The sequence below is a fragment of the Phenylobacterium sp. genome, from assembly GCF_028290885.1.
In the GTDB taxonomy this organism is placed as follows: domain Bacteria; phylum Pseudomonadota; class Alphaproteobacteria; order Caulobacterales; family Caulobacteraceae; genus Phenylobacterium.
On the sequence record NZ_JAQGIZ010000046.1, the window covers coordinates 1 to 25353 of the forward strand.

26 protein-coding genes are annotated in these 25353 nt (G+C 71.0%); 13 read left to right on the forward strand and 13 right to left on the reverse strand.

Going from position 1 to position 25353, the window contains the following annotated elements; translation table 11 throughout:
• The coding region (locus tag JWP28_RS03995) for a hypothetical protein (RefSeq protein WP_299540204.1) at positions 1-209 on the forward strand (209 nt) is incomplete at its 5' end.
• A gap of 159 nt (positions 210-368) precedes the next feature.
• On the opposite strand, the gene JWP28_RS04000 is transcribed toward JWP28_RS03995, so the two are convergent.
• Complete coding sequence (locus JWP28_RS04000; protein ID WP_299540206.1) at positions 369-851, reverse strand: OmpA family protein; 483 nt, start codon at positions 849-851, stop codon at positions 369-371.
• Between the two features lie 128 nt (positions 852-979).
• Between JWP28_RS04000 and JWP28_RS04005 the strand changes: the two genes are divergently transcribed.
• A complete protein-coding gene (locus JWP28_RS04005; protein ID WP_299540208.1) occupies positions 980-2194 on the forward strand; it encodes a cytochrome P450 in 1215 nt (404 codons plus the stop codon).
• A gap of 59 nt (positions 2195-2253) precedes the next feature.
• Complete coding sequence (locus JWP28_RS04010; protein WP_299540210.1) at positions 2254-2976, forward strand: hypothetical protein; 723 nt, start codon at positions 2254-2256, stop codon at positions 2974-2976.
• 185 nt (positions 2977-3161) lie between these two features.
• On the opposite strand, the gene JWP28_RS04015 is transcribed toward JWP28_RS04010, so the two are convergent.
• Both JWP28_RS04015 and JWP28_RS04020 read right to left on the reverse strand, forming a co-directional pair.
• Positions 3162-4742 (reverse strand): DegT/DnrJ/EryC1/StrS family aminotransferase, encoded by a 1581-nt coding sequence (locus JWP28_RS04015; RefSeq protein WP_299540212.1) that lies wholly within the window; start codon positions 4740-4742, stop codon positions 3162-3164.
• 201 nt (positions 4743-4943) lie between these two features.
• The gene (locus JWP28_RS04020) at positions 4944-5924 is read right to left on the reverse strand and encodes a glycosyltransferase (protein WP_299540215.1); all 981 of its coding nucleotides are present in this window, start codon (positions 5922-5924) and stop codon (positions 4944-4946) included.
• Positions 5925-6176: 252 nt separating this feature from the next.
• Between JWP28_RS04020 and JWP28_RS04025 the strand changes: the two genes are divergently transcribed.
• Complete coding sequence (locus tag JWP28_RS04025; protein WP_299540218.1) at positions 6177-6557, forward strand: response regulator; 381 nt, start codon at positions 6177-6179, stop codon at positions 6555-6557.
• Here the strand turns inward: JWP28_RS04025 and fixJ are convergent.
• Together fixJ and JWP28_RS04035 are read right to left on the reverse strand one after the other, a co-directional pair.
• On the reverse strand, positions 6554-7168 hold the full coding sequence (gene fixJ, locus JWP28_RS04030) for a response regulator FixJ (protein ID WP_299540221.1): 615 nt from the start codon (positions 7166-7168) through the stop codon (positions 6554-6556). The genes JWP28_RS04025 and fixJ overlap by 4 nt on opposite strands.
• Positions 7165-8280, reverse strand: coding sequence for a PAS domain-containing sensor histidine kinase (locus JWP28_RS04035; protein ID WP_299540224.1), 1116 nt, complete (start codon positions 8278-8280; stop codon positions 7165-7167). Before JWP28_RS04035 ends, fixJ begins: the two co-directional genes overlap by 4 nt.
• 285 nt (positions 8281-8565) lie before the next feature.
• On the opposite strand from JWP28_RS04035, the gene JWP28_RS04040 reads away from it, so the two are divergent.
• The 4 genes from JWP28_RS04040 (at position 8566) to JWP28_RS04055 (ending at position 11281) form a co-directional block, all read left to right on the forward strand.
• Complete coding sequence (locus JWP28_RS04040; protein WP_299540227.1) at positions 8566-9528, forward strand: hypothetical protein; 963 nt, start codon at positions 8566-8568, stop codon at positions 9526-9528.
• A gap of 168 nt (positions 9529-9696) precedes the next feature.
• Positions 9697-10440, forward strand: a complete 744-nt coding sequence (locus JWP28_RS04045) for a hypothetical protein (RefSeq protein WP_299540229.1) — start codon at positions 9697-9699, stop codon at positions 10438-10440.
• Positions 10441-10690: 250 nt separating this feature from the next.
• Positions 10691-10894: a hypothetical protein gene (locus tag JWP28_RS04050; protein WP_299540232.1), complete on the forward strand. Its 204-nt coding sequence runs from the start codon at positions 10691-10693 to the stop codon at positions 10892-10894.
• A gap of 63 nt (positions 10895-10957) precedes the next feature.
• On the forward strand, positions 10958-11281 hold the full coding sequence (locus tag JWP28_RS04055; RefSeq protein WP_299540235.1) for a hypothetical protein: 324 nt from the start codon (positions 10958-10960) through the stop codon (positions 11279-11281).
• A gap of 30 nt (positions 11282-11311) precedes the next feature.
• On the opposite strand, the gene JWP28_RS04060 is transcribed toward JWP28_RS04055, so the two are convergent.
• Positions 11312-12604 (reverse strand): TonB family protein, encoded by a 1293-nt coding sequence (locus JWP28_RS04060; protein WP_299540238.1) that lies wholly within the window; start codon positions 12602-12604, stop codon positions 11312-11314.
• A gap of 201 nt (positions 12605-12805) precedes the next feature.
• Between JWP28_RS04060 and JWP28_RS04065 the strand changes: the two genes are divergently transcribed.
• From JWP28_RS04065 to JWP28_RS04085, 5 genes are all read left to right on the forward strand, one after another.
• Positions 12806-13939, forward strand: a complete 1134-nt coding sequence (locus tag JWP28_RS04065) for a transglutaminase-like domain-containing protein (protein WP_299540240.1) — start codon at positions 12806-12808, stop codon at positions 13937-13939.
• A 697-nt stretch (positions 13940-14636) separates the two neighbouring features.
• Positions 14637-15371 carry a PEPxxWA-CTERM sorting domain-containing protein gene (locus tag JWP28_RS04070; RefSeq protein ID WP_299540243.1) on the forward strand — a complete coding sequence of 245 codons (735 nt, stop codon included), beginning with the start codon at positions 14637-14639 and terminating at the stop codon, positions 15369-15371.
• A 205-nt stretch (positions 15372-15576) separates the two neighbouring features.
• On the forward strand, positions 15577-16365 hold the full coding sequence (locus JWP28_RS04075; RefSeq protein WP_299540246.1) for a DUF4239 domain-containing protein: 789 nt from the start codon (positions 15577-15579) through the stop codon (positions 16363-16365).
• A 48-nt stretch (positions 16366-16413) separates the two neighbouring features.
• Entirely contained in the window at positions 16414-19221 is a 2808-nt protein-coding gene (locus tag JWP28_RS04080) for an ATP-dependent DNA helicase (RefSeq protein ID WP_299540249.1), read from the forward strand.
• A gap of 134 nt (positions 19222-19355) precedes the next feature.
• Entirely contained in the window at positions 19356-20516 is a 1161-nt protein-coding gene (locus JWP28_RS04085) for a serine protease (RefSeq protein ID WP_299540251.1), read from the forward strand.
• On the opposite strand, the gene JWP28_RS04090 is transcribed toward JWP28_RS04085, so the two are convergent.
• The 7 genes from JWP28_RS04090 to JWP28_RS04120 form a co-directional block, all read right to left on the reverse strand.
• Positions 20513-20962: an SRPBCC domain-containing protein gene (locus JWP28_RS04090; protein WP_299540254.1), complete on the reverse strand. Its 450-nt coding sequence runs from the start codon at positions 20960-20962 to the stop codon at positions 20513-20515. The two genes, JWP28_RS04085 and JWP28_RS04090, sit on opposite strands and share 4 nt — an antisense overlap.
• Entirely contained in the window at positions 20959-21270 is a 312-nt protein-coding gene (locus JWP28_RS04095) for a metalloregulator ArsR/SmtB family transcription factor (protein WP_299540256.1), read from the reverse strand. The genes JWP28_RS04090 and JWP28_RS04095 overlap by 4 nt, the downstream gene beginning before the upstream one ends.
• Positions 21271-21304: 34 nt before the next feature.
• Positions 21305-22276, reverse strand: a complete 972-nt coding sequence (locus JWP28_RS04100; RefSeq protein ID WP_299540259.1) for a Coq4 family protein — start codon at positions 22274-22276, stop codon at positions 21305-21307.
• Positions 22277-22285: 9 nt separating this feature from the next.
• Entirely contained in the window at positions 22286-22588 is a 303-nt protein-coding gene (locus JWP28_RS04105) for an EF-hand domain-containing protein (protein WP_299540261.1), read from the reverse strand.
• 45 nt (positions 22589-22633) lie between these two features.
• A complete protein-coding gene (locus tag JWP28_RS04110) occupies positions 22634-23590 on the reverse strand; it encodes a prephenate/arogenate dehydrogenase family protein (protein WP_299540264.1) in 957 nt (318 codons plus the stop codon).
• A complete protein-coding gene (locus JWP28_RS04115; RefSeq protein WP_299540265.1) occupies positions 23587-24717 on the reverse strand; it encodes a histidinol-phosphate transaminase in 1131 nt (376 codons plus the stop codon). The genes JWP28_RS04110 and JWP28_RS04115 overlap by 4 nt, the downstream gene beginning before the upstream one ends.
• A gap of 60 nt (positions 24718-24777) precedes the next feature.
• Positions 24778-25353 (reverse strand): chorismate mutase (locus tag JWP28_RS04120; RefSeq protein ID WP_299540267.1); only part of this gene is annotated, 576 nt, incomplete at its 5' end.

The following is a 25353-nucleotide window of genomic DNA, read 5'->3' on the forward strand; positions in this document are numbered from 1 at the left end:
TTATGACGCGAGAAATCAGTCGCCGTGGGTCTTGGAAGCTAAACTTTGACATAGCGCCAACCGCCTTGGCGCTGGACGAGGGAACGACCTTCAATCTGATCCTGCTCGCGGATCAGGAGAACGCCACGCGGGCGGTCCTCAAGGTTGCCATTCGGAACGGCAAATCGTCGGATTTCAAACTCACCGATCAGCGGGCAGAGCAATCGTAGGGATTGCGGCTAGTCGTCCAGTTTGAGTGGCTTCTGCTTGCTGCGCTTCGGGCGATGGGCATCACGAGCCTCGGGTTGGAGGACGAGGTTCGGGCGGCGGGATACGCCAGCCTGCCGCTTTTGCGCCCTAATACCGGTAGTGCGGCGACCGGGCGGGGCCTACCAGCCGCGGCCCTGGGCCTCGATAACCATGTGCGGCGCGGTGACCGGATCGGCCGCACCCGCCGCCAGCGTCCGGATGACGGCCTGGGTCGCGCCCATGGCGCGCAGTTGCTCGACCACTGCCGTGGCGCGGGCTTGGGCCAGCTGCTCCTGGTGCGCAGGCGTGCCGTGGCTGTCCGCGGCCGGCTTGATCACTACCTCGACGCCGGGATTGCACTTGAGCCAGTCGGCGGCGGTCGTCAGCCTCCGCTGTGCGACCTCATCGACCTGAGTGGCCTCGAAGCCGAAGCCGACGTTGACCGGCGAAACGGTTGCCAAATCGGCCACCGCGCAGGCGGCGGGCTTGGCCCCTTGGCCGGCGCGCGCCTGCAGGATCGCGGAGCTGGGCGCCGGCTTTGCGGGCGGCGTGAGACAGCCCGACAGCGTGGCGGCGCAGACCAGGCTGACGGCGAGGGCGGGGAGGAGGGCAGATCGGGACATGCGCCGCCAGCTACCACCATGGCCCCCGGGCGCCTAGGCGGCGCCTCGCCGCTGGCGCCGCGGGCTTGCCTGCCGCATCGTCAAGGCGCGCCCAATCGGCCTTCAGGAAACGCGCGGGAAGAGACACCATGAAGATCGACCTCCTGTCGCCGGCGAGCTTCGCGGACGGCCAGCCGCACGCGCAGTACCGCTGGCTGCGCGAACACGCGCCCGTGCGCTGGCATGACGAACCGAATGGCCCGGGCTTCTGGGCGGTGACCCGCCACCCCGACGTCTGGGCCGTGGACCGCGACTTCCAGGCGTTCTCCTCGGAGCCGTCCATCCTGATCCCCGATCCGCCGCCGGGCGAGGGGCAGGGCTTCGGCCCCTACAAGATGATGCTGATGATGGATCCGCCGGAGCACACCGCGTTCCGCAAGCTGATCCGCCAGGAGTTCACCCTGCCCGCCGCGCGCCTGCGGGAAGACCGCATCCAGGCCCTGGCCCGCCAGATCGTCGACGCCGTGATCGGTCGCTCCAGCGGCTCTTGGGGCGAATGCGACTTCGTGGCCGAGGTGGCCGGCGAGATGCCGTCCTTCGTCATCGCCGAGCTGATGGGCCTGCCGCTGGAGGACGGCCGCGAGCTCTACAAGCTCACCGAGACCATCCACACCGCGCCCGAGGCCCTGCCGCCGGGAGCCGGCGGGGCGGCGGTCGCCAAGATGTTCGAATATGGCCAAGGCGTGATCGCCGAAAAGCGTGCGCGCCCGGCCGACGACCTCGCCTCCAAGCTGCTGGCCTGCGAGGTGGATGGCCGGCGGCTGGAGGACATGGAGTTCCTGCTGTTCTTCCTGCTGCTGGTCGACGCCGGCGGCGACACCACCCGCAACCTGCTCTCCGGCGGCCTGCTGGCGCTGATGGAGCACCCCGATCAGTTCGCCTGGCTGATGGCCGATCTGCCGGCGCGCCTGCCGTCGGCGCGCGAGGAGCTGCTGCGCTGGACGAGTCCGGTGATCTACATGCGCCGCACGGCCCGCAAGGACGTCGAGCTGGCCGGCCAGCCGATCCGCGAGGGCGACAAGGTGGTCATGTACTTCGGCGCCGCCAACCGCGACCCGGAGGTCTTCGAAGCCCCCGAGACGCTGGACCTCGCCCGCGCCGACAACCCGCACATCGCCTTCGGGACCGGGCCGCACGGCTGCCTCGGCCAGCACATCGCCCGCATCGAGATCGACGCCATGCTGACCGAGGTCCTGACCCGCATGACGGGGTTCGAGGTGGCCGCCGAGCCTGAATGGCTGCCGTCCAACTTCATCTCCGGCCCCAAGACCATGCCGCTGAGGTTCCGCGCGGCTCAGCACTGACCGGGCGATGACGACGCTTTTTCTTGACTTTCAGCCCGTCCGGTGTTCTCGTTTTGTTCATGGCCGAGGCGCACCCTTCCCCCGACACCCAGCCGGACGACTCCGCCGAGGCGCGCACCGCGCGCCATCTGCGCGGCCTCGCGGAATTGGGCGAGATCGGGATGGAGCTGGCGCGGATGGTTCGGCGGCAGGCTGTCGAGCAGGCCGCCGCGAACCCGGACGGCGCGGTCGATGAGCGCGTCGGCCTGGTCTTCGCCCGCATCGCGCGCGCCGTACGCCAGACCTTCGCGCTGGAGGCCCGGCTCGCCGAGGCGCGCCGGACGGCCGAGGCGGCGAGCGCCGCGCGCCACGTCGAGCGGCGTAAGACCAAGGTCAGGACCGCCGTCGAGCGGGTGCTCGACGCCGAGGCCGGCGACGGCGACGCCGAAAACCTGTTTTACGATCTCACCGAGCGCCTCGAGACCGACTACGACGACGCCGATTTCGCCGACCGCCCGATCGGCGAACTGGTCGCCCGCATCTGCCGCGACCTGGGCGTCACTCCGGACTGGAGCCTCTGGCAGGACGAGGACTGGGCCATCGAGGCTCCCAATCTCCTCTCCCCGACGCGAAGCGAGAGGGGTGGAAGCGATGATCGCCAACGATTTAGCGATCCATCGCTGACCGGAAGGGAGGGGGGCGATGCAGGACTCTCGACCGCCGCTCCAGGTCCAGCCATGACCCATGAGCCGCATCGCGTCGCAGATGATCCCGGCGCGCCGTGGCGGCCTCCGCCCGCCTAGGGGCCATCGACCATCAGAACGCTGAGGGCCCAATCCTCCTGGCGCCTACCAGTTCAGGTCGGCGATCAGCCCGGCGTAGACCTCGATCCCGTCCCACAGGTTGCCGAGTCGCAGGTTCTCGTTCTGGGCGTGCTGGTTGTCGTCGTAGTTGGCGATGGCGGATGCGCCCCCCTCTGGACCGGGTGCTAGGCGTGCTGGGGGATCGACAGGAAGTCGGTGACCGCCTCGATCACCGCGAGGATCTCGGCGTTGGTGTGGGCGCCGTCCAGCGGCAGGCTCAGCACGTCCCGGGCCCACATCTCGGCGACCGGGAAGGACTGGCCTGGCCAGCGGCCCGCGTAGCAGGCCTGCTGATGGATGGCGGCCGGATAGTGGATGTTGGCGTTGATGTTCCGTGCGGCGAGGAAGCGGAAGAGCTCGTCGCGCCGGCCCTCACAGCGTACGGCGAACACATGCCAGACCGGCTGGGCGTAGGCGTGGGTCTTCGGCAGGGCCAGCCCGTGGAGGTCGGCGAGGTTGGCCAGGTAGAGGCTCGCCAGTTCGGCGCGCCGCGCGTTCATGCGGTCGAGCGACGGCAGCTTCGCCGACAGCACCGCGGCCTGCATGGGATCCAGCCGCGAATTGCCGCCGATCACCTGGTGCTCATACTTGCGCAGGCCGCCGTAGTTGCCGAGGCGGCGCACCGCAGCCGCCAGGGCCGGATCGTCGGTAACCACCGCGCCGCCGTCGCCGAGGGCGCCGAGGTTCTTCGTCGGGTAGAAGCTGAAGGCGGCCGCATCGCCGAGCGCCCCGCAGCGCCGGGACCGGTAGAACGCGCCGTGCGCCTGGGCGGCATCCTCCAGGATCTTGATGTCGCGGCCGCCGATGGCCTCGCGGATCCCGTCGATGTCGGCCGGCTGCCCGTAGAGGTGGACCGGGATCACCGCCCGCGTGCGCGGCGTGATGGCCGCCTGCACCAAGGCCGGGTCCATCAGCCCGGTGTCGGCCTCGACGTCGACGAGCACCGGAACCGCGCCCACCCTGTCCACGGCGAGCGCGGTGGCGATGAAGGTGTGCGCCGGCACGATGACTTCGTCCCCGGGTCCGACGCCCCATCCTGCCAGGGTAAGGGCGAGCGCCTCCAGCCCGTTGCCGACGCCCACCGCATGCGCCACGCCGCAGTATTCGGCGAACTGCGCCTCGAACTCGGCCACCTGCGGTCCGCCGATGTAGACGCCCGAGCGGATGACCTCGTGCACCGCGTCGGCGACGGCGCTCTGCAGGTCGGAGTCCTGTCTCGCCAGATCGATGAACGGGACACTGGCCTCGCTCTCCGCCAGCTCCCATTCAAGGAACTCCGTATGGTCCCGGATATAGTCGCGCTCGGTGTAGGGCTGAGACGCCAGCACCAGGAGCAGGGCGTCGGAAGAGAAGTCGTAGAGGTCGCGCCAGCAGCCGGGATCCACCACCAGCGCCTCGGAATAGTCGGTCAGCCGGAACTTCAGGCTCTCCGCGCACCTCGACACGACTATGGTCACCTGTCCGCGCAGGCAGATGAAGCACTGCCGCATGGTCTTGTGCGCGTGACCGCCGCGGCCCTTGCCGTTCGGCACGCCGGTCAGGAAATAGGTCCTGAGGACGGGAAAGCCGATGTGCGTCGCCGCGTCGGCCACGCCGAGCGTGCCGGTGTCGCTCTCGATCAGTTGCAGATCGACGAGGCGTGCGAACGAGGGCGACGTCTTGGGGGCCGAAACCCGATCGGGCAGAAGCTGACCGTTGTCGAGCATGGACGTTTGCACCCACAACTGACGCCGGCCGCTCCGTCACGACGGCGTTAACCATCCCTCAATCCTAGATATCATGGTGTTGCGAAATCGAAACATCAGAACTTGCGCAAGGCCCCGCTCGGAACACAATCCGGCTTGGTTCCAACCTGGCAAACCGGCCGGCTAAGCTCGACGTTGCTCGCTTGTCGGTTGAATAGACAGTCACCGGGTCTTCTCACGCAGCGGCTGGGCGAGGCGCAGGACGTGCCGGCGGATGAGGCCTGCGGAGTTGCGAAGCGTCAGCCCCTCCGCCAGGCCGCGCAGGGCGGTCAGCAGGGCGTAGGCGCGGGAGCGGTCGTAGCACTCGGCGTCGTATTCTCGATGCTTCAACAGCTGACGAAACTGACGCTCGAACGCGGCGGGCTCGCGCCCCGATAGCGTCCAGGAACGCCGCCAGTCGTGGGAGATCGCCGCCCAGTTCCGCGCCCGGCGCCGTCGGTCCTCGCGGCTTCGGGGCGGTGGGCGTCCAACGAAGAGATTGCCGTCGTGGACGCGGTATTCGACCAAGGGCTCGTCCACCACCCGGATCCCCCGTTCCAGGAGCGCCCGGAACGGCAGCACCACGTCCTCCTGATACACGTCCCGCTCCATGGGCCCGTATTTGGTCCAGAGCGACCGGGAATAGGCGCAGGCGCAGCCGGCGGCGCTGATCGACCCTTGCCTGAGGGCGTCCTCAAGGGTCAGGGGCGCGACCGGCGGGAGCGGCCATTCGGGGAGGGCCTGGCCGGCGTCGTCGATCATCGAGAACCGCGAGCAGACCATGTCGACGGGCGTCGGCTCCTGGGCGGCGCGCGCCAGCTTGGCGGTCCGGTCCGGCCGCGAGATGTCGTCGCCGTCCTGGACCACGATCAGGTCTGCGGAGGCGAGGCTGGCGGCGCGGTTGTAGTTCTCCGCCACGCCGAGGTTGGTCGGGTTGCGGTTGAGGATCACCTTGTGCGGCCCGCGGTAGGCGGCGGCTTCCTCCTGCATGATCTCGAAGGTGCGGTCCGGCGAGCCGTCGTCGGAAAGCACGATCTCCAGCGGCGTGTAGGTCTGGGCCAGCGCGCTGCGCACGGCGGCGCGGATGTAGCGCTCCTGCCGGTAGGCCACGACGATGATGCTCACCAGCGGGGCGGCGGTCACCTTGGAAACACCCAGCGCCATCCCTCCCCCAAAACCCCAGCGGTTCCGCCCTACGTTACAGTCGTAACGAACGACGTTCCGCAATCAAGGCCTTCCGCAATCAAGGCCCCGCTGCGATCGCGTCGCGCCGGACAGGCGGGAAACGCCGGACCGCCTCCGTAGTTTCCCGGAGGGGATCGACCGGAGTTCCAAGGCCCCGCAACGGGGCTAAGAGTGGCGATTCCGGTGGCTTCCCGCCCAACCCCCGATGCAATTGAGGCCGACGATCGCGCGATGGCGCCCAATCCCGTGATCTACATCGTCGACGACGACGAGGCGGTGCGCGACTCGCTGAGCGTGCTGTTCGCGGTCGAGGGCCTGGCCGTGCGGAGTGAGGGCTCGGCGCAGGCCCTGCTCGACGACCTGCCGCCGGCGGGGCCCGGCTGCATCATCACCGACGTGCACATGGCGGACATGAGCGGGGTGGAGCTGCTGCGCCGGCTGAAGGCGCTGCAGGTGCCGCTTCCGGTGATCGTGACCACCGGGCGGGCCGGGGCGGCGCTGGCGGCCGAGGCGATGGCGGCGGGCGCCGCGGCGTTCATCGAAAAGCCCTTCGGCGCCGACGAGATCGTCTCGGCGGTGCGGACGGCGCTGGACGGGCAGGTCCGCGGCTAGGCCGTAGCCCCAGCCGCCAGGACCATGCGCACCAGCTCCGACAGGCTGGTCGCCTGGGTCTTCATCATGATGTTGGCGCGGTAGGACTCCACGGTGCGCGGGCTGATGCCGAGCGCCCGGGCGATCTCCTTGTTCGATGACCCCGCCACGACGCCGGTCAGCACGTCGCGCTCGCGGGCCGAGAGGGCGGCGAAGCGCTGCGCCTGGTCGGCGAGCGCGCCGGTCCGCGCCTGGTCCTGCGAGAGCCTGGCCAGGGCGGCCTGCACCGCGGCCAGCAGGACGCCGCCGTCGAAGGGCTTCTCGATGAAGTCCGAGGCGCCGTTCTTCAAGGCCTCCACCGCCATGGCCACGTCAGCGAGGCCGGTCAGCACGATCACCGGGAAGTCCCTCGTCCGCCCGCTGAGCCGCTGGAGCAGCTCCAGGCCGCTCATCTCCGGCATCTGCACGTCGGTGACGACGCATCCGGGCTGGAGGCGCTCCAGGCGCTCCAGGAAGGCCTCGGCCGACGGATAGGTGCACACGGCGAAGCCCGAGCTCGACAGCAGCATGGCGAGCGAGTCGCGGACCGCGTCGTCGTCGTCGATCACGTGCACCAGGCCGCCGCCGCTCATGGCGCGCGCCTCAGCGTGAAGCGGAACGCCGCCCCGCCGCCGGGCGCGGGCTCCGCGCGGATCCCGCCGCCGTGCGCCTCGACGATGCTGCGGCAGACCGAGAGCCCGATGCCCATGCCGTCGGCCTTGCCGCTGACGAAGGGCTCGAACAGCCGCTCGGCCAGCTCCGGCGGCAGGCCGGGGCCGGTGTCCGAGACCCAGGCCTCGACGAAGCCCGCCGGGCCCGCGCGGCCGCCGAGGGTCAGCTCCGCGCGCGGCGCCTCGGCCATGGCCTCCACGGCGTTCCGGATGAGGTTCACCATCACCTGCTGCAGCTGAACGCGGTCGGCGAGCACCCGGTCGGCCGCGGTGTCGAACTCGCGGCGCACGACGACCTTGCGGCCTGCGCCCGCCGCGGCGACGGCCAGCGCCTCGTCGAACATCTCCGACAGCGACTGTGGCGCGGGCGAAAGCTCAGCCTTGGTCACATAGCCGCGGATGCGCGCGATGATCTCGTTCGCCCGGGCGGCCTGGCCGGTGACCTTTTCCAAGAGGTCGCCGAGGTTCGCAGATTGCCCCGTGTCGCGCTCCACCAGCCGCTGGGCCGCGCCGGCATAGCTGGCGATGGCGGTCAGCGGCTGGTTGAGCTCGTGGGCCAGCGTGGCGGCGATCTCGCCCATGGCGTTCAGCCTGGCGACGCCGGCCAGCCGGCGCTGCATGTCGTCGAGCCGCTCGGCGTCGGCCGCGGCCTGCTTCAGGCCGCGTTTGCGCATGCCGCCGGCCACCGCGATGATGACGCCGATAGCCGTGAAGATCGCCGCGCCCAATGGCCCCAGCGGCGGGGCGCCGCCGGTCTGCAGCGCCCACTGGCCGACCAGCAGCCCCAGCACCGAGACGACGATCGCCGGCCAGAAGCCGCCGACGAAGGCCGCGATCATGGCTCCGGGCAAGGTCAGGATGAACGGCGAGGCCGGCCCCAGCGCGCCCTGCAGGGCGACGCGCGCCAGGACGATCAGCCCGCCCAGCCCGACCGCCAATGCAGCGGACGGCGCTTGCCGCGCCCATTCGACCCACGCACTCGCAACCCAGCGCTTCACCGAGCCCACGCCCCTGGCCCCTAGTCCGGTCACCATACTCCAGCCGCGACCGCGCGCAATCGGTGGTTGTTCCGTCAAGGTAAATGCTACCTTGACGGCCGCCGCGTGGGCCTTCATTCGAAACAAGACGTCCGGCCCCAAGGGGCCATACCCGCGCACTTGCACCTTGAGAAAGACCGGGGGCCGAGGAGGTCCGGGCCCAACTGCGCAGCTTAAGCCCGTGGCCCCCTGCGGCCAAAAATTCGCTGTTCACATTTTTCGCCGGGATCGGGCGAGAGGCGGGAAGCTTGACTGGCGCGGGAGGCCGCATACCGTCGATACATGCGCATCCACCTGCTTCTGGCGGTCTTGGCCCTCGTCCTGTCGGTGGGGGTGGCTGAGGCGGGACCCTACCGGGCGCCGCGGGACGCCGAGGGGCATCCGGACCTGGGCGGGCTCTGGACGAGCACCTCGCTCACCGAGCTGGAGCGGCCGAAGGCTTTCGCCACGCTGACCGTCAGCGACGCGGAGGCCCGGGCCTACGAACAGCGCCGGCCGGACGAGTTCGCCAACACCGACATCGACGACATCGGCGGGCGCCAGACCGAGGCCGGCTTCTGGACCGTTGGCGCGAGGCTCGCCCGCATCGACGGCAAGGCGCGCACTTCGTGGCTGGTCGACCCGCCCGACGGCCGGCTGCCCTACAGCGCTGAGGGCCAGGCCGCCCGCGCCCGCCAGGCCAAGGCCCATTCGGACTCGGACAATCCGGAGACCCGCACGGTCTCCGAACGCTGCCTGATCGCCGGCTGGGCCGCGGCCGGGCCGCCGATGCTCAACAGCCCCTACGGCAACGAGTACCAGATCGTGCAGACCAAGGCCGCGGTCGCCATCCACATGGAAGCCGTCCACGACGTGCGCATCGTGCGGCTGAACGCGGCCCACCCGGGCGCCCACATCCGCCCCTGGCTGGGCGACAGCATCGGCCGCTGGGAGGGCGAGAGCCTGGTCGTGGAGACCACCAACTTCAACCCCGGCGACGCCTTCAAGACGCCGATGGGGATGCTGATCTCGGCCGACGCCAAGGTCACCGAGCGGTTCAGCCGCACGGGCCCGGCCACCCTGCTCTACGAGTTCACGGTCGATGACCCGAAGACCTACACCCGGCCCTGGCGGGCGCAGATGGTGTTCCAGGCCTCCAAGGGCCCGATCTACGAATACGCCTGCCACGAGGGGAACTACTCGCTGCCGGGGATCCTGGCCGGGGCGCGGCGCGAGGAGGCCGACGCGCGGGGGGCGGGGAAGTAGGGGGATGCGTAGAGGGCGCCGGCGATCGAATTTCACCGAACGTGGTTTGCGATGCGGTGTGATCTCAGGCACTCTACCTGCAGGCGCAACTCGGGGGAGGCCGCTGTGGCGGAAGCTGTTCTAGGGACGCGGGCCGGGGTCGGGTCTTCGCGCAGGTTCTATGTCTGGATGGCGAGCGCGTGCCTCGCCATCGCGGTGGTGGGCTTCATGCCGACCTATTTCCTGCCGATCGCGCAGGGCCGGTTCAAGGCCGAGCCGATCGTCCACATCCACGGGCTGGTGCTGTTCTCGTGGGTCGCCTTCTTCTTCACCCAGACCTGGCTGGTGGCGACCGGGCGGACGCTGGCCCACCGCAGCTGGGGGATGCTCGGCATCGCCATCGTCACCGCGATGACCTTCATCATCACCGCCGTGGTGTCGATGCGCGTGGCCCAGGCCTCGCTTCCGGGCCAGCCGCCGGGCACGGCCCACGACGTGAAGGCCTTTGCCTGGGTGACCATGAGCGCGCTCCTCTTCTTCGTGCCCGTGTTCATCCTGGCCATCGTGAAGCTCAAGGATTCCGAGACGCACAAGCGGCTCATCCTCCTGATGACGATCTCGATGCTGGGCGCGCCCATCGCGCGCTGGTTCAGCCTGCTCGCCCCGGCGCCGGATCCGAACGCGCCGCCCTGGCCCGCGGGCCTGCCGCACGTGGGCGCGCCGCCGCTGATGGTGGCGGTGACGGCCGGGCTGCTGGGCGACATCCTGCTGGTGGCGGCGATGATCTACGACTGGCGCACGCGGGGCCGGCCGCACCCGGTCTACCTGATCGGGGGCGCGATCATGCTGCTGCTGCAGGTGACCATAGTCCCGGTGGCGCACTCGGCGGCCTGGCAGTGGGCCGCCGCCGCGATCGGGCATCTGGCGGGGTAGGGGGCGCGCTCCCCCTCTTTTCGCTCGTCATGGCCGGTCTTGTACCGGCCATCCATAAACCCCGAGGCCGGGAATTTGCCTGGGCCTTCGGTGCGTATGGATCCCCGGGACAAGCCCGGGGATGACGATCTAATTGGGGAAGGAAGCCCACCTGAACGGCGCCTAAACACCTGGCTCAGCCTCGCCTCATCCCGGGGCGCGCAAGCTCGCCCACGACCCGCCCAACCCGGCGGCGCGTGAGGTGATGACGATGACCGTGGACTGGGCCCTGCTGGATCATGCCGCCGAAGAGCCGGTGAAGGTCGGCGACATGGTCTCCGCCGACGCGGGCGGCCTGCCGATCTACCGCGTGGTGGCCTTCGAGGCGGGCCGCGCCTGGGTCGCGGCCGCACAAGGCGCGCCCGCCCGCGCCCTGCCGCTGGCCGCGTTCCGCTGGCGGGGCACCCAGGCCTGAGCGGCGCGCTGAACCCAACCGCGCCCAAGCTCGTTTGATCTGCGGTCGGGCGAAGGAGGTTCCATGAAGAGCCCGCAACCGCGCCGTGTCGACGTGCCCGAGATCGCCGAGGTGTTCGTCGACGAGCTTCGCTTCATGACCTTCGACGGCCACCAGCTGCGCATGGAGTTCGACGTGGTGCGCAAGGACGGCGCCGCCCCCGACGACGATAGCCGCCGCTGGGTCTATACCGCCAGCCGCATCGTCATGTCCGCCCACGGCGTCCCGGCCCTCCTCGACCAGATGACCCGCCTGCAGGCGGCGCTGACCCCGCGCGGCGGGGCGGAGCCGGAGGTGGCGGAACCGGTGCTGCAGTGGAAGGGGCGCGAGGCGGGCGTGGGGAGTTGAGCCCGTTTTCCCGGCGCCGCCGGCAGCAGGTCAGCCCTTCGGCTCGGCCTTCCCGGGCTCGTAGCGCAACGGGATGTTGATCGTGCCGCCGACCGTGGGCAAGCCCTCGGCGGTCCAGGTCGTCAGGCGGAAGTGCCCCGCTAGGCTGAGCGCTGCCTGGCCGACGCCCTGGCCGGCCGGATCCTCCATGACGACCTTGCAATCCGAGACCGACCCACCCTGCTGCACAGTGCAGGCCAGCCTCACCCGCGTCGTGCCGGCGACCGCCAGCGTGCCGAAGGCGGCGTTGGTCTCTTCCGCGCTGGGTAGGCCCGCCCACTGCGCCTTGCCGATGACCGGCTGACCGCCCCCCAGCGTGGCCGGGTCGAAGACCACCGGAAGCTGGAGCCGGACCCCGGCGACGGTCTTGCCGTCCGATCCCGTCGGGAAGGCGCGGAACTGCTTGGCCAGCACCCGAGCGGCGTCGGCGAAGCCCTCGTGCTTCGGCTCCTCGGCGAGCGTGGTGCAGTGGCCAACGCCGCCCAGCTTGTCGAGCTCGCAGCTGAGCGTGGCGCGGCCGCCGAGCTTCGCTGCGCGGGCCTTCGCGGGATAGGCGGCCACCACGTCGGCGTAGCTGGGGGCCTGCGGCCAGGCCATTGTGGCGCTCGTCATGTCGGCGCCGCCCCACATGCCGAAGGGTAGCATCCCGCCCCCGGGCACCACGAAGTTGATCGGAATGTTGACGGGTGAGACGGCCGGCTTGCCGTCGATCACCCCAGGCGTCATCAGCAACTGCGGCGTCAGCGCGAGCGCCGCGGCTGCGAAGTGAGACCCCTTGGGCTCTTCGCGAAGGGCGGTGCAGCCGAAGAGCGCGCCTTGCAGGCTGACGAGGCAGTTCACAATGCCCTTGCCCCCTCGCTCGGCCCCTTTCGGCCACACGCTCATGAGCTCACGCGAGGTCGGCTTGCGCAGCCAGTCGGGGGTCTTGTCGTACTTGATGGGCGGATCGTTGAAGACTTCGACGTCGTCGCCGGCCGCGGGGGCGTGAGCGGCCCTCATGTTCACGCGGAACCTGGGCGCCATCGAAAGCAGGCTTTCTCCGAGGTCCGCGCCGGCGGGCCGCGCCAGCAGGATACTGCAAGCTTCGAGCGAGCCGTCCGCGCGGGCCTTGCAGCGCATCGCCGCTTGCGCCGTGGGGTCGTGCGTCAAGGCTGCCGGCCAGGACGCCAGCAGCTCGGCCGGCGTCGGCCGCTCCGCCCAGTAGCCGGGCTTGGGGGGCGCTGCCCCCGCCGCCCCCAGCAGCACCGCCGCCACGATCACGCCGCCGACGCGCGTCCTCGACATCCACCACCCCCCAAGACTCAACCGGAGCGTGCCACGGCGGCGAAGGGTGGGAAAGCCCGCTGAAGTGGGCTCGGCCCGTCGGTGGGAATACGGTATTGTGTCCCCGAACCAGCTTGCGCCCGCTCATCCCGCCTGTGGAAACAACAGCGCCATGAAACCCTGAAGGTCACCTGCCATTGTGACAGCGATGGAGTACCCCCCATGAACCAATCCAACCGCCGCACCCTGCTGCAAACCGGCGTGGCCGTCGCCGTCGCACAGGCCCTGCCGCTGACCGCCCGCGCCCAGGCGCCTGGGGCCGAGCCGCGCTTCGCGCCGCAGGTCGGCGCCTGGCGCAGGTTCGAGGTCACCACCACCGTGGCCGTGGCCGACGCGAAGGGGGCCACCCAGCTGTGGCTGCCCGTGCCCGACCTCAACAACGACTACCAGCGCAGCCTCGGCGACAGCTGGACCGGCAATGCCGCGCGCGCCCGCCTGGTTTCCGACCGCAAGGCGGGGCTGCGCATGCTGCACGCCGAATTCCAGGCCGGCGAGACCGCGCCCACGCTGACGCTGGTGAGCCGCGTGCAGACGCGGGGCCGCGCCGTGGATTGGTCCAAGTCCTTGGCGGCCCCTGGGGTGGCGCACGAAGACCCGGCGGTGCTGAAGGCCAATCTCGGGCCGACCGAGCTGCAGCCGGTGGACGGCGTCGTGCGCAAGACCGCGCTGGCCGCCACGCAAGGGGCCACGACCGACGTGGAGAAGGTGCGCGCCCTCTACGACTGGATGGTGGCCAATACCTATCGCGAGCCCAAGACCCGCGGCTGCGGCACGGGCGACATCAAGGTCATGCTGGAAACCGGCGCCCTGGGCGGCAAGTGCGCCGACCTGAGCGCCCTGTTCGTCGCCATGTGCCGTTCGGTCGGCGTGCCGGCCCGCGACGTCTACGGCCTGCGCGTGGCGCCCTGCGCCTTCGGCTACCGCGAGCTCGGCGGCAATCCCGCCAAGCTGACCGGCGCGCAGCACTGCCGCGCCGAGGTCTACCTGAGCCAGTACGGCTGGGTGGCGATGGACCCGGCCGATGTGCTGAAGGTGATGCGCCAGGAAAAGCCCGAGTGGATACGGGACGCCAGGAACCCGCTGATCGCGCCGGTGAACAAGGCCCTGTTCGGAAGCTGGGAGGGCAATTGGGTGGGCTGGAACACCGCGCACGACATCCGCCTGCCGGGCAGCGGGGCCAAGTCCACCTTGCCCTTCCTGATGTATCCGCAAGGCCAGAACGACGCCGGCCGCTTCGACGAGCTGGCGCCGGACAGCTTCCGCTACACCATCGCGGCGCGTGAGCTGACGGCCTGATCGGTCGCACCGGCCGGGCCTTGAAGGCGACCCATTGGAAGCCCTCTCCCCCACCGGGCCACAGGCCCGGCCCCCTCTGGCGCTCCGCGCCATCTCCCCCGAAAGGGGAGAATTGGGGAGAGGGTTTGGGTGTGGGGGTGTCGGCTCGGCTTTACGGGGCCGAAGCAGCGGAGTCACAGCCTGCACCCCCACCCCCACCCCCGACCCCTCCCCGCAGGGGCTACGGCATTCACACATCTCCGCGGTTGCCGAGGAGCGGGCCCTTCTCCCCTTGTGGGAGAAGGTGGCAGCCGAAGGCTGACGGATGTGGGGTCGCGCTCCCTTCTCGGCGCGAATCCCACGCTCAGATCGGATAGGGCTTTCGACCCCACATCCGACCTGCTTCGCAGGCCACCTTCTCCCACAAGGGGAGAAGGCCCGTTCACCTAAGACACTGATCTCGCAACCGTTCTAGAGATATGTGAATCCGGTAGCCCGCAGGGGGAAGGGAGCACGGGCGGCACCCTCGCCGAGTTGAGTCTTGTGTCCCCGTATTTCCCGGTGCGCCGTCGCCGGCAGCCGAAATTCCCGGCGAGAATCGCGGCAGGAGCGAACCGGATACCGCGTAAATAAATCGGTGTTATTTATCTTTCGTTAACTATATTTCTGGCGGGCCCGTCCCCGGTTGTTGACCGGGGCGGGGTTGGGGCGATGCGTCATGCGACATCTGGGGATCATGGGGGTCATCGCCGTCGCGTGCGTCGTCGCCGTGGTCAACAGCACCATGCTCGGGCCGGCCGGAAGGCTGCGCCACAAGCCCGAGCGGTCCGGCGGGATCGGCGCCGGCCTGATGTTCGTGGGGTTCAGCGACGATACGGCCCTGCCGGGGGCGGAAGGGCCGCCGATGGTGGTCCTGCTGTCCCATCTGCAACCGGGCAATCCTGCGCTGCTCCCGGACCCGCCGCCGGACCCGCCGAACAACGGCTTCTATGGGCTGGGGGCGCCGACCGGGCTGGGCGCGCCCGTCTCGGGCCAGGGGCGTGAAGGCTCGCCGCAGAGCCCGTCGCCGCCGCGCACGACGCCCAACACGCCGGACCCGCCCACTCCGCCGCCGCCGCCGAGCCCGCCGGGCTCGCCCGTGACGGGGGCGTTCCAGTCGGTCGCCCTGGTCACGCCGCCATCGCCGGTCCCGCCCGGCCCGCCGGTGATCCCGCCGGACCCGCCGGTGGTCCCGCCGGTCACCGTGATCATTCCGCCGCCGCCGCCCGTGACGCCGCCGCCGGTGACGCCGCCGGGTCCGCCGCTGGCGCCTGCCCGGCTGACCGGGACCCTGGCCGCGCCGGCGGCGATACCCGAGCCGGCCACGTGGGCGATGCTGGTTCTAGGCATGGGCGCCGCCGGCGCGATGCTGCGGCGCGGCCGTCGACGGATCGAAGAGGGTCCCGCGCGCTAGTGTCCCGATTCCGAAGTTCGCTTGCGCTTGCGGCCAACTCTGAGCGAACTTCGGAATCGATAAGGACACTAGCAAGTGAGTGTTTCTAGTGTGCATTCTTGGATCTGAAGTTCACTCCAAGGTTTGTCCGACAATCGGGCGAACTTCAGATCCAGCACACTAGCCGTAGCGCCGGGCCGACTGGGGATATTGGGGGCGAACCGTCATGTTTTTCTGGATCTACGAATACCCGACCTGGGTCATGGGCCTGCTGTTCGCGGTGGTGGCCACGCTGGGCAGCCTCGCCGGCATGTTCCTGGTGCGGCCGATGTTCCACAAATGGATCCATGGGCGGGACAAAACCAATGAGATGGTGTCGCTGAACATCGCCAGCTTCTCGGTCTTCTACGGGATCCTGCTGGGGCTGGTGGCGGTCGGCGTCTACGCCAACTACGCCGCCGCCAGCGACCTCGTCGAGCGGGAGGCCTCCACCCTGGCGGCGCTCTACAGCGACACCGGCGCGCTTCCCGAGCCGCAGCGCACGCGCCTGCTCACCGACCTGCGCGAATACGCAAAGGAAACCATCGAGCACGACTGGCCGACGCAGGCCTTGGGCCGCGTCCCCAGCGGTGGCACCGACCGCATCGACATCTTCCAGAAGGACCTGCTGGCGGTGCATCCCACCGTCAAGGTCGACGAGATCGCCTACGCCGAGGCCGCGGGCCAGTTCGAAAAGCTCGTCGAGCTGCGCAGCAACCGGCTGGTCAAGGTCACCACGGGCATCCCCAACCTCTTGTGGTCGGTGCTGCTGATCGGGGCGGCCTGCTCCATCGGGATCATCTGGATGCTGGACATGCAGGTCAACGTCCACGCCATCCTGACGGCGGTGCTGTCGATGTTCCTGGGGCTGGTGATCTTCCTCATCATCGACATGGACAAGCCCTTCCGAGGACAGGTGCTGGCCGGCTCGGACGCCTACGAGCTGGTCTACAACGGGCTGATGAAGGTGCGCTAGGCGCGGGTTCCCATTCCGTTCCGCCCTGAATCCCGCTAGCTATCGTGGGTGACTGTCGCCCCCGCCACCCTCGACCTCGCCCCGGCCCTGGTGGTCCTGCCCGGACCGCGCGCGGCGGTGGCGGACGCCACCGGCCCGCAGGCGCTGCGCGCCCCCGATGCGCGCGACCTGTTCGAGCAGTGGCCGGTGCTGGTGGCCCATGCGGCGATGACCGCTCGGCGGCTGGGGGTGCATGTGCCGCCGCGCTCGCCGCGGATCTTCGACGCCCTGGAGCTGTTCGCGTTTGTGCGGCCGGGGCGGTTCTGTGCGCCGTCGGCGGCGGGGCTGGCGCAGGCGCTGGGGTTGCCGGAGCCGAAGGGGGCTGCGGCGCAGGCGGTGGCGCTGCGCGATGTGTGCGGGCTGCTGCTGGCCGAGCTGGCGGCGGCGCCGGAGCCTAGCCGCGAGGAGGCGCTGGCGGTGGCCGAGACGCTGGCGCGGGGCGGCTGGCCGTGGGGGTCGGCGGCGATTGGGGCGCTGCGCTCGGCGCCCGTGGGGAACATGTTCCGCACCTCGGGGCTCGACGCCTGGGCGCGGCTGCCGGAGTGGGAGGCCGAGGCGCCGCCGGGGGAGGCGGGATCGAAGCCTGTGGAGCCCGCGGCGGCGGCGGCGCGGCTGGCGGAGCTGCTGGCGCGCTCTGGGCTCGACGAGGCGCGGCCGGCGCAGGCCGAGTTCGCGGCGGAGGCGGCCTTCGCCTTCTCGCCGCGGGAGAAGGAGGGCGAGCCCAGGATGATGCTGGCCGAGGCCGGCACCGGGATCGGCAAGACGCTCGCCTACCTGGCGCCCGCCTCGCTGTGGGCCGAGGCCAACGGGCCGGCGGTGTGGGTCTCGACCTATACCCGCGCGCTGCAGCGGCAGATCGAGCGGGAGAGCCACGCGATCTATCCCGATCCGAAGGTGCGGGCGAAGAAGGCCGTGGTCCGCAAGGGGCGCGAGAACTACCTGTGCCTGCTGAACTTCCAGGAGGCGGTGAACGCGGCGCAGCTGGGCGGCGGCGACCTGGTGGGGATGGGGCTGGCGGCGCGCTGGGCCCGAGCCACGCGCGACGGCGACATGACCGGCGGCGACTTCCCGGCCTGGCTGCCGACGCTGTTTTCCGTGGGGCCGGCGTCGCAGGCCTCGCCGGCCAACCTGGTGGACCGGCGGGGCGAGTGCATCCACGCGGGCTGCCAGCACTATCGGACCTGCTTCGTGGAGAAGGCGATCCGCGGCTCGCGGCGGGCCGACATCGTGATCGCCAACCATGCGCTGGTTTTGACCCAGGCGGCGTTCGACGGGGCGCGGGCGGCGCGAGGGAGCAAGGCGGATGGGGAGACGACGCAGCTCAAGCGCATCGTGTTCGACGAGGGCCACCACCTGTTCGACGCGGCCGACTCGGCGTTCGCCGCGGCGCTGTCGGGGGCTGAGGCCGCGGAGCTGCGGCGCTGGATCCGGGGGCCGGAGGGGCGTGGAAGACGCGGTCGAGGGCTGGAAGCGCGCCTGATGGAGGTGCTGGGCGACCACGACGAGGCCAAGGGGGCGCTGATCGAGGCGACGCGGGCGGCCGCCGCGCTGCCGGGCGAGGGCTGGTCGGGGCGGATCGCGCCGCCGAACGGGGAGGTGAACCCGCTGGGGCCGGTGGAGCACTTCCTGGTGGCGGTGCTGGAGCAGCTGAGGGCGCGGGCGGCGCCCAGCGAGGTCGGGATGGAGTGCGCGGCCAGGCCGGCGCTCGACCTGGTGCGGGCGACGGCGCGGGCGGCGGCCGAGGGGCTGGCGAAGATCGAGGCGCCCCTGGTGGCGCTGGCGCGGCAGCTGGAGGACGTGCTGGACGCGGAGGCGGCGACCCTGACCACGGCGGACCGGGCGCGGATCGAGGGGGCGCTGCGGGGCCTGGATAGGCGGGCGCGGATGACACTGCCGGCCTGGCGCTCGATGCTGCGGGCCATCGACGAGGACGCCGAGGACGACCCGGACTTCGTGGACTGGTTCGACGCGACCTTCCTCTACGGGCGGGTGGTGGACGCGGCCTGCCGCAGGCACTGGGTGGACCCGACCGAGCCCCTGACCAATGCGGTGATCGCGCCGGCGCACGGGGTGCTGGTGACGTCGGCGACCCTGGCCGACGCGACGCTGGACGACCCGTTCGCGTTGGCGGAAATGCGCACCGGCGCGGCGCGGCTGCCGGAGCGGCCGAAGACCCTGAAGCTCGCTTCGCCGTTCGACTATGCGAACCAGGCGCGCTGCTTCGTGGTCACCGACGTGGGGCGAGAGGATCCGCGCCAGGTGGCGGCGGCGATGCGCGAGCTGTTCCTGGCCGCGGGCGGCGGGGGCTTGGGGCTGTTCACCGCGATCCGGCGGCTGCGCGCGGTGCACGAGAAGATCGCCGCGCCCCTCGCCGACAAGGGGATCGCGCTCTACGCCCAGCACGTGGACGGGCTGGAAGTCGGCGCGCTGGTGGACATCTTCCGGGCGGAGGAGGACGCCTGCCTGATGGGCACCGACGCGGTGCGCGACGGGGTGGACGTGCCGGGGCGGAGCCTGCGGCTGCTGGTGTTCGACCGCGCGCCCTGGCCCCGGCCCGACATCCTGCACAAGGCCCGCCGCGCCCGGTTCGGCGGCAAGGGCTACGACGACGCCGTCGCCCGCGGGCGCATCGCCCAGGCCTTTGGGCGGCTGATCCGGCGGGCCGACGACAAGGGCTGCTTCGTGATGCTCGACCCGGCTTCGCCGACCCGGCTGTTCAGCGGCCTGCCGGAGGGGGTGGAGCTGCAGCGCGTGGGGCTGGTCGAGGCGATCGAGGGGGTCAGCGCTTTCCTCTCCACCCCGCTTTCGCGGGGATGAGCGGAACGGCTGTTCTCATTTTGTTCTTTACAGCCACACCCCCAGCGGTTAAGCGTCAGGTAGCATTCGGCTAAGCGGATATTCAGGGTTGCATGGCAAGACGCGCCCCGGGATCCGATCCGGAGGGGGCGGCGATGCAAGGTTTTCGGAGTGTAGCGGCGTGGCTCGCCGTTGTTGCGGTGGCGTTCGCGCCGACGGTCGGGACGGCCGAGGAGAAGGCCGTTCTCGCCAAGGAGGGCTTCTGGAGCGTCGGCGCCGGTGACGGCCGCAACAGCGGCCGGTGCATGGCCTCGGTTCCGGTCAAGGGCGGCGGTATGTTCGCCCTGATCGCCACGCAAGGCGAGGTCACGTTCGGCGTCACCGTCCAAGGGCGTCTGCGCCAGGGGCGCCAAGGCGTCTTCGAGACCGAAGCCTATGTGTTCAACTTCGAGCCGACCTTCGGGAAGGAGGGGGACAGCCTCTACTTCGACGACTACATGGGCAAGAACGCCCTGGCGGCCTTGCGGTTGGCCAAGGCCATCCGCGTCAGCGTAGATCGCCGGGTCGCGCTGGCCGTCGATGTCGAGAACAGCGGCCTGGAGCAGGCGCTCGACGCGGTGATCGACTGCTCCAACGGCAAGCGCGGCTGGTGGGGCAAGGGCGCCGACCTGGCGCAGGCCTCGAACGACGGACCGCGCGAGCGCGCCTCGGCCGGCGGCAGCGGCTCGGCCTTCTTCATCAGCGCCGACGGCGTGGCGGTGACGGCGGCGCACGTGGTGAAGGGCTGCGGCCGCCTGGAGTCCCCGCGCTGGGGCGTGGTGAAGGTGCTGGCCGCCGATCCGCGGGCCGATCTCGCCATCCTGAAGGCGCCCGGCGCGAGCGGCCAGTACGTGCCCTTGCGCGCCCGCGGACCGCGGCTTGGAGAGACCATGTCGGCGGCGGGCTACCCGCTGGGCCAGCTGCTCGGCTCGGGGCTGAAGATCACGACGGGCGTGGTCAGCGGGCTCAGCGGCCCGCAGGGCGACCGCGGCCTCTTCCAGCTCTCCGCGCCCATCCAGCCCGGCAACAGCGGTGGTCCGGTCATCGACGCCAACGGCGCCCTGATCGGCGTCGTCGCCGCCAAGCTGGACGAGCTGAAGCTGGTCGATGCGACCGGCGTCTTCCCGCAGAACGTCAATTTCGCCGTGCCGGTGACGATCCTGCAGTCGTTCCTCGAGGAGAACGGCGTGGCCTACAAGACCGCCGCAGCGGCCGGCCTCGCCGGCCCGGCCGCGGCCATGCCCGGCTATACCTTCGCCGTGGTCTGCACGCCTTAAGCGGCCAGCGCCTTTTCCAGCCCGCCCAGGATCATCGCCCAGCCGCCTTCGGTCTGCTTCGCGTACTCCTCGAAGACACCCTCGTGGGTGAGGGTGAGCTCGCTGCCGGCGCCGGCGGGAGCGATGTCGATGGTGACGCGGGTGAGGGTCGGGTCGTATTTCGGGACGGCGAAGTCGAAGACCAGCCGCCGCGGGCGGTCGATCTCGATGTAGGAACCGACGTGCTCGACGTCGCCCATGTCCGGGCGGCGGTCGGTGAAGTTGAACTTGCCGCCGACGCGTGGGTCGATCTCGGCTCTGACCATCTGGCCGGTGGGGGTGGCGAACAGGAAGCGGCCGGCGATCTTGGGGTCGAGCCAGGCGTCGAATACCCGCTCTGGGGCTGCGTCATAGCGGTGGGTGGCGCGGACGGTGGCGGTGGCCCTGGTCGTGGAGGGCTGGGTCATGATGGCTCCTTCAGGATGTCGTCGAGCACCCGCAGTCGGTGGGCCCAGAGGCCGCGCTGGCCGGCGATCCAGCGTTCCGCCTCGTCCAGCGGCTCGGGGTTGAAGCTGAGGACGTGGTCGCGTCCCTCGATGCGGCGGGTGACCAGGCGGGCGCGCTCGAGCATGCGGATGTGCTTGGAGACCGAGTTCAGTGAGATGGCGAAGGGCGCGGCGAGCTCGGTCACCCGCGCCTCGCCCTGCGCCAGCCGGGCCAGGATCGCGCGGCGGGTCGGGTCGGCCAGGGCGGCGAGCGTCGCGTCGAGCATCATTCACCCATAGAGGTGAATGTTGGGCGGTGCAAGCTTAGGCCGCCACCTTCAGCTGCTCGAAGATATCGGCGGGGAAGGGGGAGACGTAGGGGCTGATGGCGAGCTTGGCGCGGACCTCGGTCAGGGGGCGGTCCCAGATGGCGGGCCAGTCGACGCCCAGGAGCGGGGTGGTGCGGCGGCCGTGGACCCAGGCGGTGAGGATGGTCTGCAGCATCAAGGGGCCGCCCTCCGGCCGCTCGAAGGCGACGCGGGCCAGGGCCATGCCGAGGAACATCGAGGAGTAGTGGTGGCCGAACTGGCCGAGCTGGAAGGCCGAGATCGCCACCTCGTGCAGGGCGGTGGTGCGGTAGCCGGCGACGATGTGCCAGAGGTCGTGGCATTGCAGGATGCGGGCGTTGAGGTAGGCGAGCGGCGGGGGCAGCCGGTCGAGGCCCAGCGCGTCGCGGTCGAGCACCTCCAGGTCGAAGCCGTTGTCGACGATCAGTGCGTGGAACTCGCCGCCCAGCGAGTCCCGCGGGCAGCGGGCCAGGGCCTCGAGCGTGAACTTCCTGGGATAGCCTTGGGCGACGGCGGCGGGGACACCGGGATAGGCCAGCGCCGCCTTGCCGATGCGCGCCTGCAGGGCCGGCGAGATCAGGCCGGCGAGCGCGGCGGTCTTGGTGGTCAGGTTGACCGCGCCCAGGCCCTCGCGCGGCTCGTCCAGCAGCGACCAGAGCGCGGCCCAGAAGGCGGGCGGGATCGGCTCGGGCCGGGCCGCTGTGGCGGTGGGGACTGGGGGGCCGCCCACCGGCTCGCCCAGGTAGCCCTCGGCGACCACGTCATAGACGCCGGGAACCCGCTCGGGCGCCGCGGCCGCGCCGTGCAGCCAGAGCGCCGCCAACGCCTTCAGGTCGGCAGGTTGCGGACTGGTCTTCAACCGCGCGCCCAGGGCGCGGACCGCATCGGTTTCGTCCGCGCCGGCCTCCGCCAGCGCCTCGAACCCGGCCCGCTCCTGGTCGGCCTCCATGGGGTGAGGCTACTGCCCGCCGGGGCGCTGGCGCATGGCCGCCATGGCCGCGGCCAGCTCGTCGGCGGTGATCTTGCCGTCCTTGTTGGCGTCGACCATGTCGAAGCGCTCGGCGGGGCGGCCGGCGGCCACCCACTCGTCCTTGCTGATCGTCCCGTCCTTGTTGGTGTCCCACATTTTGAGGACGTCGGCGGCCGACGGCATCGGGGTCGCAGGGGCGCCCGGCGGCGGCGGCGCGGGTTGCTGGGCGGCGGCGGAGCCCGCGCCGATCAGGAGGGCGGCGGCAGTCGCGGTGAGGACGAGGAAGCGCATGGGGAATCTCCCGTTTGATGTCGCTTCGGCGATGGGGCGCTGCAACTATTGCGGTTTTGTGTCCGGATGTCCCGGTGCGCGGTGGTCGCGGCCGAAGTTCGGCTCGGCGCTTTCCTGGCCGGCGGCGATGATTCCGCGGCGGATCTCGCGGGTGCGGGAGAAGTGGTCGAACAGCTTGTCGCCCTCGCCCCAGCGGATCGCCCTCGACATCGCCTGCAGGTCCTCGGTGAAGCGGCCGAGGATCTCCAGCACCGCGTCCTTGTTACTGAGGAAGACGTCACGCCACATGGTGGGGTCCGACGCGGCGATACGGGTGAAGTCGCGGAAGCCCCCGGCCGAGTACTTCATCACCTCGCCCCGCGTGACGCCCTCGAGGTCGGCGGCGGCGCCGACGATGGTGTAGGCGATCAGGTGGGGCAGGTGGCTGGTGACGGCCAGCACTAGGTCGTGGTGGCGGTCGTCCATCTCGTCGACATTGGAGCCGAGCGCGGTCCAGAAGGCGGTGAGCCGCGCCACCGCCTCGCGGTAGGGGGCGTCGTCGCGGGGCTGGGGCGTGAGGATCACCCAGCGGTTCTGGAACAGCTCGGCGAAGCCAGCGTCGGGCCCGGACTGCTCGGTGCCGGCGATCGGGTGGCCGGGGACGATGAAGCAGCTCTCGGGCAGCGCTTGCGACAGCGCCTCGCCGACCGCGGCCTTCACCGAGCCCACGTCGGTCACCGTGGCGCCGGGTTTGAGCGCCGGGGCGGCGGCGCGGGCGGCTTCGCCCATGGCCATCACCGGCACGGCGAAGAGGACCAGGTCGGCGTCGCGCACGGCCTCGGCCGGATCGGCGGTGACCAGGTCGGCGTAGCCCAGGGCCGCGATCCGCTCGCGGGCGGCCGGCGAGGCGTCGGCGACAGCGACCTCGCCCACGACGCCGGACGCGCGGGCGGCGTGGATTACCGACGAGCCGATCAGGCCGCAGCCAATCACCGCCAGCTTCGGGTAGATCACCGCGCTCATCGCTTGAGGAAGTCCGCCAGCGCGTCGACCAGGGCGCGGTTGTGCGCCTCGAGGCCGATGGTGAACCGCAGGTGGTCGGGCAGGCCATACATGCCGAGGCCGCGCACCAGCAGGCCGCGCGAGGCCAGGAACGCCTCGGCTTCCGCCGCCGTGCGCCCCGGCGCCTTGGGAAAGGCCACCAGCACGAAGTTCGCCGCCGAGGGGCCGACGACATCGAGACCGAGCCCGCCGATCTGCTGGGCGAGCCACGAGCGCCAGGTGTCGACGAACTCCAGGGACGCGCGCTGGAAGTCCTCGTCGCCCAGCGCCGCCACCGCCGCGCGCTGGGCTGCGATCGAGGTGTTGAACGGCATGCGGATGCGCTCGACCGCCTCGGCGATCTCGGCCGGCGCATAGCCCCAGCCGATGCGCAGGGCGGCCAGGCCGTGCAACTTGGAGAAGGTGTGGGTGACCACCACGTTGGACGCGGTCCGCGCCAGGTCGAGGCCGTCATCGAAGCCGGGATCGGCGGCGAACTCGCCGTAGGCCCCGTCCAGCACCAGCACCACGCTGGGCGGCAGGGCGTCGTGCAGGCGGCGGACCTCGGAGAACGGGATCCAGGTGCCGGTCGGGTTGCCCGGGTTGGCCAGGAAGATCAGCCGCGTGCGGTCGTCCACGCACTTCAGCAGTTCGTCGACGTCGATGCGGAAGCCCGGCTCCGGCGCGCGGCGCACCTCGGCCTGGCAGGCGTAGGCGCCGATGGCGAAGCCGGCGAATCCGAACTCGCCCTGCACCATGTTGTCGCCGGGCTCCAGGAAGGTCTGGTTGAGCAGCAGGAACACCTCGTCCGAGCCGCAGCCGAAGATCAGCCGCTCGGGCTCCAGGCGATAGCGCTCGGCGATGGCGGCGCGGACGATGCCGGCGCGCGGGTCGGGGTAGATGTGCAGACTCTGCCCGGCGCTGGCGAACGCCGCCTGCGCCTTGGCGCTAGAGCCCAGCGCGTTCTCGTTGGCGGAGAGCTTGACCGGCTCGGCGATCCCCTCGGCCTTGGCCTTGCCGGGGACGTAGGGGTGGATGTCCAGGATGCCCGGCTTGGGCAGCGGTCGCGCGGCGGCGGCGCGGTCTAACGATGGGGCTTGTTCGGACATGGTGACGCGACGTGTGGTGGAGCCTGGCGGCAAGCTAGGCAGGGGAGGGGGACCGCCCTCTTACACGTCCAGCGGCCCGGGTGCAGCCCCGATCACGCCGGAGAGCTCGCCGGGCGCGCGCGCGAGGCGCGGATCGTCGGCCTGGTAGAACCCCGCCAGGGTGAAGAGCTTCAGGCCGCCGGCCTCGACCAGCAGGGTGGCGGCGACACCGTCGCGGCTGAGCGCCTCCTCGACGGCGCCCGCGGCGCCGGGCGCATCGGTGACCCAGAAGGTGTTGTCGGCGCCGGTCGGCTCGACCTCGACCTCAGCCACCGCCAGCGCCGCCATCGGGCCCCAGGCCGCGAGGCAGGGCAGGGCCGCGAACACCTTCAGCTGCGGTTGCGCCAGCAGGCGGCCCCACCAGGCGCTGTCGGGGGCGAGCGTGCAGACCGCGACGCCGCCCGGGGTGCGGGCGGTGGCCAGCGCGTCCTCGGGCTTGGCGACCTGGCGCAGCGACGGGGCGACGCCGAAACGCAGGCGGGCGACCTCGACCGCGCGGGCGGCGTCGCGGCCGCCCCAGACCGCCAGGTGGAAGGGCCCTTGCGTGGCCAGGCTGTCGCCGATCAGCTCGCGCCAGATGCGCACGATCAGGCCCGG